General features: G+C 48.4%; 12 protein-coding genes and 1 other RNA gene. 3 read left to right on the forward strand and 10 right to left on the reverse strand.

The features are described from left to right. Positions 1-120: 120 nt before the first annotated feature. Positions 121-825, reverse strand: coding sequence for an RNA polymerase sporulation sigma factor SigK (gene sigK, locus IJN28_05775; GenBank protein MBQ6713275.1), 705 nt, complete (start codon positions 823-825; stop codon positions 121-123). 166 nt (positions 826-991) lie between these two features. Between sigK and IJN28_05780 the strand changes: the two genes are divergently transcribed. Continuing rightward, positions 992-1,918, forward strand: coding sequence for a Na/Pi cotransporter family protein (locus tag IJN28_05780; GenBank protein ID MBQ6713276.1), 927 nt, complete (start codon positions 992-994; stop codon positions 1,916-1,918). Between the two features lie 44 nt (positions 1,919-1,962). Here IJN28_05780 and IJN28_05785 read toward each other — a convergent pair whose 3' ends face one another. Both IJN28_05785 and trxA read right to left on the reverse strand, forming a co-directional pair. Next, a complete protein-coding gene (locus IJN28_05785; GenBank protein MBQ6713277.1) occupies positions 1,963-2,625 on the reverse strand; it encodes a C40 family peptidase in 663 nt (220 codons plus the stop codon). A gap of 210 nt (positions 2,626-2,835) precedes the next feature. Next, entirely contained in the window at positions 2,836-3,159 is a 324-nt protein-coding gene (trxA, locus tag IJN28_05790; protein ID MBQ6713278.1) for a thioredoxin, read from the reverse strand. Between the two features lie 129 nt (positions 3,160-3,288). Here trxA and IJN28_05795 point away from each other — a divergent pair, with 129 nt between their 5' ends. Beyond that, positions 3,289-3,846 carry a nitroreductase family protein gene (locus tag IJN28_05795; protein ID MBQ6713279.1) on the forward strand — a complete coding sequence of 186 codons (558 nt, stop codon included), beginning with the start codon at positions 3,289-3,291 and terminating at the stop codon, positions 3,844-3,846. 54 nt (positions 3,847-3,900) lie between these two features. On the opposite strand, the gene rnpB is transcribed toward IJN28_05795, so the two are convergent. The 7 genes from rnpB to IJN28_05830 all read right to left on the reverse strand — a co-directional run bounded on the left by rnpB (position 3,901) and on the right by IJN28_05830 (position 11,057). Further along, positions 3,901-4,252, reverse strand: an RNA gene (rnpB, locus tag IJN28_05800) — RNase P RNA component class A. Positions 4,253-4,291: 39 nt separating this feature from the next. Further along, positions 4,292-4,936: a thiamine phosphate synthase gene (thiE, locus tag IJN28_05805; protein ID MBQ6713280.1), complete on the reverse strand. Its 645-nt coding sequence runs from the start codon at positions 4,934-4,936 to the stop codon at positions 4,292-4,294. A gap of 12 nt (positions 4,937-4,948) precedes the next feature. Continuing rightward, on the reverse strand, positions 4,949-6,070 hold the full coding sequence (locus IJN28_05810; GenBank protein ID MBQ6713281.1) for a Nif3-like dinuclear metal center hexameric protein: 1,122 nt from the start codon (positions 6,068-6,070) through the stop codon (positions 4,949-4,951). Then, a complete protein-coding gene (locus tag IJN28_05815; protein MBQ6713282.1) occupies positions 6,061-6,747 on the reverse strand; it encodes an SAM-dependent methyltransferase in 687 nt (228 codons plus the stop codon). The genes IJN28_05810 and IJN28_05815 overlap by 10 nt, the downstream gene beginning before the upstream one ends. 71 nt (positions 6,748-6,818) lie before the next feature. Continuing rightward, entirely contained in the window at positions 6,819-7,937 is a 1,119-nt protein-coding gene (gene rpoD, locus IJN28_05820) for an RNA polymerase sigma factor RpoD (protein MBQ6713283.1), read from the reverse strand. 27 nt (positions 7,938-7,964) lie between these two features. Beyond that, the gene (locus tag IJN28_05825) at positions 7,965-9,767 is read right to left on the reverse strand and encodes a DNA primase (GenBank protein ID MBQ6713284.1); all 1,803 of its coding nucleotides are present in this window, start codon (positions 9,765-9,767) and stop codon (positions 7,965-7,967) included. Between the two features lie 279 nt (positions 9,768-10,046). Beyond that, positions 10,047-11,057, reverse strand: a complete 1,011-nt coding sequence (locus IJN28_05830) for a deoxyguanosinetriphosphate triphosphohydrolase (protein MBQ6713285.1) — start codon at positions 11,055-11,057, stop codon at positions 10,047-10,049. Positions 11,058-11,171: 114 nt separating this feature from the next. Between IJN28_05830 and IJN28_05835 the strand changes: the two genes are divergently transcribed. Further along, positions 11,172-11,614, forward strand: a 443-nt coding sequence (locus tag IJN28_05835) for an organic solvent tolerance protein OstA (GenBank protein ID MBQ6713286.1), incomplete at its 3' end; no start/stop codon positions are given.

The following is an 11,614-nucleotide window of genomic DNA, read 5'->3' on the forward strand; positions in this document are numbered from 1 at the left end:
ATGTATCATTATTGTAACATATTACACCGATTAAGATAGCCATATCAACAAATTTTTTTCTTTTTTTACATTTTCGGCAAAAAACACAGCCGTCTGCGTTTTTTACACAAACGGCTGCACTCACTCGGCGGACATCGTTCTGTCGTCTGCTGCCTCCATAAGTCCTTTCGCCACTTTCTCCAAAGCCTTTTTCTCAATACGACTGACATACGAACGTGAAATACCGAGCCGCTGCGCCACCTCTCGCTGTGTCTTGCGATCCTCGTCCGCCAGTCCGAATCGAAGCTCAAGTACCGTTTTTTCTCTTCCTTTCAGCTTTGCGACCTCACGCACCATGCGTTCCTGCTCGCATTGATTCTCCACCAGATCGGCCACCACATCAGGGTCCGTCCCCAATACATCGAGAAGCGTAATAGCATTGCCCTCTTTATCAACACCGATCGGATCGTTCAAACTGACTTCATATCGTGTTCGCTTCGTACTGCGCAGATGCATCAATATCTCATTCTCCACGCAGCGCGCCGCATATGTAGCCAACCGTATCTTCTTCGTCACATCGAACGTGTTGATGGCCTTGATAAGCCCGATCGTACCGATAGAAATAAGATCATCCGTTTCTTCTCCCGTATTGTCGAATTTTTTTACGATGTGCGCGACCAAACGAAGATTCCGCTCGATCAAAACGTCCTTTGCTTCAGTCGAACCTTGCGCCAATTTTTTCAGCCACTCTGCCTCCTCCTGTGCACTCAGAGGCATAGGAAACGTATTACTGCCGACATACGCCGCCAAAACGGAAAAACATTTGAGCGCCAGACCCGATACCATCAAGAGAACCGACACATACATTCCTCCTTGCCGCAATCTGCTTTAGTCTATGGCAGGAAGATCGTTCTTGTGCCTGTCAGCGTATGGAATCTTTATCCGTACGAGATCGATGCTTCATAAAGATGCTTTGCTATCATAACATACTATCAAGAAAGGAGATCCTGTTATGCTATTATTTTTGCTCGGTATCACTGTTATGACACTTGGTCTGACACTACTGCGCATGATGCTCTCACGCATCTTCTCTCATCGTCTTCAAGCCCGTCTTGGTACCTTGACGACCTCACCATATCGCGGCTTCCTCTTAGGTATGTTCGGCGCGATGCTGCTGCAAGGCAGTACACCCGTCACACTTCTTGCGATCGCACTCGTCAGCAGCCGCACGCTTACCTTTCCGCACAGCATCGCGATACTGCTCGGAGCCAACATCGGTACGTGCAGCACCGTGCCCTTGCTTCTCGCCCTACCGACAAAAACAGCAGGCGACCTCAACATATACTTCGCTTTGCTCATCGTCATCGGTCTTATCATTCGGCACACACGATCGCTCGTCGGCGCAATAGCAGGCCTCGTCTTAATGATAGAAGGGTTCTCGCTTCTTCGCACGGCAAGCGCATCACTCGTAGCTGTCAGTGACCTGCTCGCACTTCTCTCCGTACCCGACACTCTGCCGTTTATCGGAGTCGCCGTCGGCATCGCCCTTACCTTCGCCTTGCAATCGTCATCGAGCGCCACCCTTCTCCTGACCTCACTTATAGAGCATCATATACTTCCCCTTCACACCATCTGCCATATCATCTACGGCAACAACATCGGCTCCTGCCTTTCCTCCGTCCTCGCCTCGCTTGCCGCCTCACACGAAGCACGCATGACCGCAATGGCCAATCTGATCTTGAATATCGGCGGCGTTCTCCTCTTCTTACCTCTGACCACACCGCTTCTCGCGCTCGTGACTGCGCTTATCGATACGACAGCAGACCGCCTCGTTATACTTCACACCGTCTTCAATCTCGTCGGCTCGCTCTTGTTATTGCCATTTACCAAGCAGTATGCCGCCTTCATTCAGCATATCTATCCGTTCAAACGCACATAAAAAAAGAAGGCCGAAGCCTTCTAATTTTCATCGTGATATGAATGTTACAGAACACGTCTTGCGCCAACATAACGAGATCCCCAATATTTGCTGTCTATTTTCGATACTTGAACGCCGCCGCTCGACGTTGCGTTGATAAACTCGTTATTGCCCAAATAGATGCCGACATGAGAAGCACCTGCCGCATATGTCGTAAAGAAAACGAGGTCGCCTACACGCAGGTTGCGATACGATACTGCCTGCCCCATACGGAATTGTTCACCCGATAAACGAGGCAACTGAACACCCGATTTTGCAAATACATATTGAACATAACCCGAACAATCAAAACCACCCGGTGTCGTACCGCCAAACACGTACGGCACACCTATATATGCAAAAGAAGTTTGTACCAATCTTCTCATAAACATACTTGAACCACCGCGACTGACCATAATATTCTTGCCCATGATCGCATAATAAGTATCTTTCCCAACGATACCGTCAGGCTCAAGACCCCATACGGATTGGAAGTTCTTCACTTGATATTCCATAGCCGAGCCGAAATATCCGTCTACTTCCACGGGATAACCCAATTTGGTCAACGCACTTTGAATTTCCGAAACTTCCTCACCTTGGTCGCCGACTTGGAACGAAGCCAGACATACCGTTGAGGATATGAGCAGGAAAAACAAAGCTAATAATTGAATTCGAAATGCTCTACTCAATAATGTTTTCCTCCCTTTTTTCACAGAAACGACAGGGATTTACCGTCTCCATTTTATTTCGCGCAAACACGCCATGTGTTATGTATTCTACATAAACACAGAAGTTCCTGCTAAAAACATTGTTTTTTTGACATTTCTTATTCTCATCATTTCTTGCTCTTTTATACGCAAAAAGAGCCAAACAAGACGTACTTGTCAGGCTCCCTTTTCTTACATCGCACCATCAATGAGTTCTGCCAGCGCATCTTTCGGAAGATAACCGACTTCTCTTGCTGTGACCTCTCCGTTTTTCACAACGATAATGGTCGGAATGCTCTGGATACCATACTGCATTGCAACGGCACCGTTCTCATCGACATCTACTTTGGCAACGACTGCCTTACCTTCATATTCTGCGGCAACCGCTTCGATCTCAGGCGCGATCATGCGGCACGGACCGCACCACGTTGCCCAAAAATCGACCAGTACAGGTTGTTTGGCTTCCATGACTTGTTTTTGAAATTCTTCTGCTGTATGAATATGAACGACGCTCATATAATGACCTCCTTTTTTCATATTGTATGCTTTTTTGCGCAAAACTATATGAAAATCTCTCTTTTTATTGTATACTAAGTGTATCACATATCGGTAATATCTTCAATTTATTTTTAGGAGGAATGACATATGCAACTGCTTGAAGCGATCGAAACGCGGCGTTCTTGCCGCAAATACACCGCAGAAGTCCCATCCGATGAGGTGATCAAATCACTTCTTCATTATGCGACCAAAGCACCGAGTGCAACAAATACGCAGCCATGGCGATTCGCGGTGATCCAAGATAAGGCTCTTCTCGATCACTATTCCGACGAAACGAAGCGCATTCTTCTCGAAAGCAATACGGAGCTTGTCGAGAAGTATCGCCATATCCTGTCAAATCCCGATTATCATGTGTTCCACCATGCACCAACACTCGTCATCATCTATGCGAATCAGTCGCGCTTCTTCAGCATCACCGACTGCTCGCTCGCGGCACAGAACTTGATGCTCGCGGCACATGACAAAGGTCTTGCCACGTGCTGGATCGGTTTTTCGACGCCGCTCTTTAATGCACCGCACATCAAAGAAGAGCTTGGTATTCCCGCAGAATACGAAGCGATCGCACCGCTCATCGTCGGATATCCCGAACGCATTCTCCCTCCGATGGAGAAAAACGAGCCTGAGATCATCTGCTGGAAAAAATAATGATATGTACAAAAAAGCTACCTTATACAAGGTAGCTTTTTCTTTGCAAAGGAATTTATGAGCAATCAATAAGCCGAGTTCTGTTCCGCTTGCGCGGTGACGACCATTTATCTAGACCGCCGATTACTCGACGGTTCAAGCGACACAACCCGGAAGGTTCAGCGGGCAACATCATCCCTTCCCTATTTGGTCTTGCTCCGGGTGGAGTTTACCTAGCCAGCCGGTCACCCGACTGCTGGTGCGCTCTTACCGCACCGTTCCATCCTTACCTGCCAGAAGCAGGCGGTCTACATTTCTGTGGCACTATTCCTGGGGTCACCCCCGCTGGACGTTATCCAGCACCCTGCCCTACGGAGCCCGGACTTTCCTCAGACGCATTGGCGCCCGCGGTCGTCTTTCATGCTCATAAATTACATTTTATTGTAGCACGATTTTTTTCCGTTTGTCAATTCTTCTTACTATTGCGAACGAGTCTTGCACACTTTTCGGCAATGTTATCATCGGCTACGATATCGGAGATGATGGCTGTCATCGAAGCACCTTTCGCAAGGACTTCGGCAACTTTATCCTCTTTGATACCGCCGATCGCAACGATGGGAAGCGATACCGCCGCACGTACAGCCATCAGATTGTCGTATCCGATAGGCTGAAGGGCATCCGCCTTCGTTTTCGTCGCAAAAATAGGGCCGACACCGATATAGTCAATGCAGCCGAGCGATTCTGCATCGCGTGCTTCTTCAGGATTATGGGTAGAAAGACCGAGCACCTTATCATCCCCGATGAGCTTACGTACGACGGCAGGCGGAAGGTCGCTCTGTCCGATATGGACGCCGTCGGCATCGACTGCCATAGCAAGGTCGATATGGTCGTTGACAAGGAAAAGCGCTCCTGCTTCGCGTGTCAATCGGCGAATCTCCATGCACTCTTCGTACATAGCACGCGCATCTTTCATTTTTTCACGATATTGAATGACACGGATACCGCCCGCGAGCATTGCGCGTACGACTTCCAGATTCGTACGTCCGCGCGAGAAGTCTTCTCCCGTGAGCGCATAGATCGATTCCGTTTCAAAATATGATAATTTATCCATCAGAAATTCTCCTTATCGAAAAGAAAATACGTCGCTTGCAGCGATCTCTGCCGTGATGACATCTGCCTTACGTTTCGAAGATGCCATCTGCGCACGCAAATAGTCTGCTACGACAGGCACAACGATAGCTTCCGTATAGTAATGGCCTGCATCGGCAACGGCGATATCGTTTTCGTCGGCTTTTTGTCCGTCGTGATACTTCACATCAGCCGTCAAAAGAAGGTCTGCCCCGCGCATCGCCGCTTTCGGAATAAGATCGCTTCCGCTGCCGCCGCAGACGGCTACTTTTTTTATCATGCGTTCAGGCGATCCTGTGAACTTGATGACAGGCACACCGAGGGCTTTTTTGATACGGTCGATGACGTCACCTAGCGTCATTTCTTCGGCAAGACTGCCGATGCGTCCAAGCCCGTATTCGCGTCCTGTATTTTTGAGCGGATAGATATCGTACGCCGCTTCTTCGTACGGATGTACACGAAGCATCGCACGCACAACGCGTCGCTCTATTTCCTCGGGCATGATCGTTTCGATGCGCACTTCTTCCACTCGCTCTAATTTGCCCTCCTGCCCGATATACGGGTTCGTACCTTCGCGCGGAAGGAATATGCCCGTACCGTCTGCCATAAACGCGCAATCGCTGTATTCTCCGATATAGCCTGCACCTGCTTTGGCGATCGCCGCGCGGACATCTTCAGCCGAATCTTTCGGCACGAATACAACGAGCTTGACAAGGTTCTGTCTGCTCGTGACAGTAAGCGGTTCAACATCCGTCAAGCCGATACGCTCGGCAAGAACATCATTGACACCGCCTTCGGCAATATCGAGATTCGTATGCGCCGCATAGACAGCGATACCGTTTACCAAGAGCTTTTCTATCATCGCGCCTTGTGCCCAATCTGTCCGAATTTGCTTCATCGGACGGAATAAGAAAGGATGGTGTGCAACGATCATCTGCACATTTTCTTTGATGGCATAGTCGATGATATCGTCCGTCACATCGAGCGCAACGAGCACACGCTCTACCTTATGCGACGGCGAACCGACCAAAAGACCGACATTATCCCATTCTTCTGCTAACTTTTTCAATGCAAGCTGTTCCATCCAATCAATGATAGTTTGACAAGTTACAGACATCGAAACATCTTCTCCAATTCTGCATAATGTTCTTTGATCGCCTTATATTTTTCCGATTCCACCGCATGTTTGCCTTTTTTCATATTATCGAGGATCACTTTATCCGACTGCATCAAGCGATAAATATGTTTTTTGATAAGCGGATGCTTACCGAGCCAGAGAAGCGGGCCGACATCACACATGATCGGTTTGATAGGCATTCTGCCCGGTTCTGCCGCGATGACTTCGTAGATGATACCGTCTTCTTCTACAAGCGTTTCGGCTACGATAAACCAGTCGTTCTCCGCGAGCCATTTGCGCATCAGACCGGCACCGCTCATCGGCTGCAAAATAAGACGCGACAAGGAATCTGTCACCTCGGGCGCACCTTCCAAAATATGAATGATAGTCGTCGCTCCCATGCCTGCGATGGCCGCATTCGTCACTTCACCCGGCTTGATAGGCGCAAGACCATCACCCAAACGAAGCGAGATAACCTCCTCCATATTCGCTTCTTTTACGGCACGTTCTGCCGCACTCAACGGCCCTTGATTCAAATCACAGGCAATGGCAGACGGTATTCTTTTTTCTTCAATTGCCGCGATCGGCAAATATCCGTGATCGGTACCGATATCGGCAAGAATAGAACCCGGCTCGACAAAATCGGCGACTGCTCTGAGTCGTTTACTTAATTTCATATTACTCTCCTACCTCTCATATCGCTAAAAAAGGCAAAGCATACGCTGCTTTGCCTTTTGTGCATCCTGTTTTATTCCAAGAAATCTTTTAACTTTTTGCTGCGGCTCGGATGACGCAATTTGCGCAAGGCTTTCGCTTCGATCTGACGAATACGTTCACGTGTAACGCCGAAGCTCTGTCCGACTTCTTCGAGCGTTCTCGCACGACCGTCCTGCAAACCGAAACGCAGACGAAGCACTTTCTTTTCACGGTCTGTGAGCGTTTCGAGCACTTCTTCGAGCTGTTCTTTGAGGAGCATGAACGAAGCGGCTTCCGCAGGTGCGGGCGCGTCTTGGTCTTCAATGAAGTCGCCGAGATGCGAGTCTTCTTCTTCCCCGATCGGAGTTTCGAGCGATACCGGTTCCTGTGCGATCTTCATGATCTCACGTACGCGTTCTACGCTGATACCCATTTCTTTGGCGATCTCTTCCGGAAGCGGCTCTCTGCCGAGTTCCTGAAGAAGCTGGCGCTGGATACGCACGAGCTTATTGATCGTTTCTACCATATGAACAGGGATACGGATCGTTCTCGCCTGATCGGCGATCGCACGCGTGATAGCCTGACGGATCCACCAGGTCGCATACGTACTGAACTTATATCCTTTGTTATAATCGAATTTTTCAACGGCTTTGATAAGACCCAAGTTACCTTCTTGGATCAGATCCAAGAACAGCATACCACGGCCGACATATCGTTTGGCAATGCTGACGACAAGACGAAGGTTCGCTTCTGCCAAACGGCGTTTTGCTTCTTCGTCGCCTTCTTCCATACGTCTTGCAAGCTCGATCTCTTCATCTGCCGAAAGCAAATGAACGCGACCGATCTCTTTCAGATACATACGAACAGGGTCATCAATGCCGATACCTTCCGGTACAGACAAATCGAGATCGACTTCTTCCGGTCGCACCTCTTCCATATCCTGTTCTGTCGGTTCTTCTTCATCGACCTGCGGTTCATTCGCAAGGACATCGACTACCTCAACGCCTTGACGCTGGAACATGCCGAATATCTCATCTGCATCCTCCGCCGACAAATCTATTCCTTGGAGAGTATCCATCACTTCGGCATACGTCAACATGCCACCACGACTTTTGCCTTTGGCCAGTAGCTTCTCAATAAGCGGAAGCGCTTGATCCATTTTTGCTGTCATTTACTCCCCTCCTTGCTTTCCCAAAATTTACTGCTGATTACGCAACTTACTAATCTCATTCTTTATCCGCTGGCTTTCCGCTAATTCCTGCAAAAACCTGCTATCCCCCATACGTTCTAATTCATCCGCTTTTAAGCGGTGCTGTTCATAAAGCCGCTGATAGTGCGACAAATGAACGGCTCTGATACAATCATCTATTACCTGATCGATATCTTCGGATATCGGTTCTGTCATCAAGATATTGGAAAGCACCTCGCGAACAGACGGCTCGTCCATCATAGCATCAAGCTCTTTTGTCAGCTCGCCTTCTGTTTCCCAAGCCTGCCACAACCGTGTAACGATCTCTCTCGTTTCACGCTGCGAAAATTCTTCCGCCGTCAGTCGTGCCTTGATATACGGAATCTTACTGCTATCACTGCATATAATTGAAATCAGATTACGCTCTGCCGCCTGTGATGCACCTTCCGGTTTTTTTGTGACACTTCTGATCGTTATATCTTGCCCTTGATTTCCTTGATTATCCTTTTTGTTCAGGTACTTATATAATTCGCTTCGTACAGATGTCTCGTCGATCGCAAGCACCTCTGCCGTTCGCGCAATATACACATTCGTTTCTACCGCATTGTCCGAGCTTGCCAAAAGTTCCACCACTCGTGAAACGACATTCACCTTGCCCTGCAAGTCGGAATAATCAACTTCCGCCAGTATCTTTTGGTAGCGATATTCCAGATATGTCAAGGCATCGTCTACCAGCTTGCGGAACGCTTCTGCCCCATGCTTCGTCAAAAACTCGTCGGGATCTTTGCCGTCGGGAATCGTCAGCACCTTGAGCGACATCCCGAGTTCGCGCACGATCTGCAGCGCACGCATCGTCGCCGCTTGTCCCGCCCGATCGCTGTCATACGAAAATATGATCTCGTTGGCAGCCTTTTTCAAGAGCTTCGCATGAGATGCGGTAAATGCAGTTCCCAGTGACGCAACGGTGTTATAGATACCATGCTTTCTCGCCGAAAGCACGTCCATATACCCTTCCATCACGATCACTTGTCCACATTCTTTGATCGCTTGATATGCGGTATCATAGCCAAAGAGTATCTGCCTTTTATTGAATATCACCGACTCCGATGAATTCAGATACTTCGGATGGCTGTCGTCCATGACGCGCCCGCCGAAACCGCAGACACGACCTCGAAGATCACAGATCGGGAACATCACACGATTGCGAAAACGGTCGTATATACTGTTCTTCTGCTCATTTTTTACCGCAAGTCCCACTTCCACGAGCGTTTCTTCCGTCACACCGCGCTTGATAAAAGCATCGGTAAGCTTCGACCAAGCATTCGGCGCGAAACCAAGCTGAAACGTTTCTATCATCTCATCGGTGATACCGCGTTTTTTCAAATACGCCAGTCCTTCTTTGCCGTACGACGTACGCACAAGACACGAATGGAAAAAATCACGCGCCAACTGGGATGCTTGTCCAAGCCGCGCCATATCTTTTTCCCTTGCGATCTGCTCCGGTGTTTTTTGCCGTTCGGGAATGGGAATATTCATTTTTTTGGCAAGGAGCCGTACTGCATCCATGAAAGCGATATTCTCTACTTTCATCAAGAACGAAAACACGTTCCCGCCACTTTGACAACCAAAACAGTAATAGAAGCCTTTCTCCGCATTCACAGAAAAAGACGGCGTGTTCTCTTGATGAAACGGACAGCATCCCCAATAGTTACGTCCCTTCTTCTTCAAAGCAACGTAATCGGAAACGACTGTCACAATGTCACTTTCCGAGCGCAGCCGGTCAAGAAATTCGTCAAATCCTGCATCTTTCATTCGAGTGACCTTCTTATTCATGTTTCGCTTGTCTTCCTATCCGTTTTAGGAGTAAGCGTCTTTTAAAATTCGCCTAATTGTTTAAAATTCCTTCTTTTTCTGTCGCAAATGACAGAAATCTTTTGAAACAATCATCCAAGAAAGACAATTATTTCATATTTCAGCATATATTGTCGAAGAAAAAGCAGGCTTTTTTCAAAACTCTTTAATTATATTCCATATTCATTTAAAATATCCTTTTTTACCTCTTGACAATTTGAATTTTTTTTGCTAGGAAATTCATTTCGATTGGTATCCGACCCATTTTCTCGGGATAAATCGTTCTTCAAACAGTTCGATCGCATACACATCAGTCAGTCCTGCGATATAATCGGTAACGACCTTGCTATGCCCCCACCGTTCGATGCCTGCACGGAATTCTTCGGGAAGCTCATCGGGATGCGCATGAAAATATTCGAACAAGGTCGTCAAAACGAACGTCGCACGGTCGCGGTCGGGGCGAAGCGGTTCGGAATGATAGACGCGCTTGAACATGAACTCACGAAACAGATCCATAACGCCTCTTATCTTATCCGATTGATAGATATTGTTTTGTCCGCTCGACGACCGTATCGTATCCATGACCATCGCCGTTATCATGTCGGCAGGTACTTCTCCGATCGTTCGGCGGATATCTGCAGGCAGTTCATCTCGATAGATAAGGTTGGCTCTAAGACTGTCATCGTAGTCGTGACACAAATACGCGATGCGGTCACTGATACGGACGATCTTACCTTCAAGGCTCTGCGGCTCACATTTTCCCGTATGACATAAAATGCCGTCGCGCACCTCTTTCGTCAGATTGAGGCCTCTGCCATTCTTCTCAAGATGCTCTACGATCCTAAGGCTCTGTTCGTTGTGACTGTAATGGCCGACGAGCGCATCGAGTGCATATTCGCCCGAGTGCCCGAATGGTGTATGTCCGACATCATGGCCGAGTGCCATTGCTTCTGTCGCATCTTCATTGAGGCGAAGGGCACGTGCGATCGTTCGTGCGATCTGCGCCACTTCGATACTGTGCGTCATACGGGTACGATAATGGTCGCCGGGAGAGATATAGACTTGTGTCTTATGTTTCAAACGGCGGAATGATTTGCTGTGCAAGATACGGTCGCGATCACGCTGGAAGGCCGTACGGATCGGACAGTCCTCCTCCTTACGGTCACGTTTTGCCTCATCACTGTATAGCGCGTAGGGGCTGAGGTTCTTTCGTTCCATTTCTTCCGTTATCTTGCGAATAGCATCCATCATCGGTTCCCCTTTCCGTTTCTTCCTAAAAATTTCATACTGTTAAATTACATCATAAAGATAGTAAAATCCTCTTTATTACGTTATAATATTATGTGCAAAAGGAGGGTTTCATCAATGAAAAGAAAAAGCATACTGATTCTCGTCTTACTCTTCACGCTTATCTGTTCGATCGCATCTGCGGCGCGCCCGAGCGTCACAGCCAATGATAGTTATTTCGACCCCGACAGCGGGCAATATGTTCTGACAGGCAATGTTGTCATCACGATCGGTGCTCGTACCATTACGGCAGACAGCGCACGCTTCTCTCCCGTTACGATGGAGGTATGGGGCGATGACGGTGTCAGCTTCAAGCAAGACGGCGTTACCTTCTCGGGCGGCAGCGTCTATGTCAAAGGCCCTGCACGTACTGCTTATATCAAAGGCGGCTCGCACTTTGAACGTGATGGACTGACCATCACCTCCAACACGGCCTCGTTCAACTGGAAAACGAAGCTTGCCACATTCGACGGTAATGTCACCATCACACAGAACGGCAAAACTTGGACGACATCTCATCA

The sequence above is a fragment of the Selenomonadales bacterium genome, assembly GCA_017442105.1.
Taxonomy (GTDB): Bacteria; Bacillota; Negativicutes; order RGIG982; family RGIG982; genus RGIG982.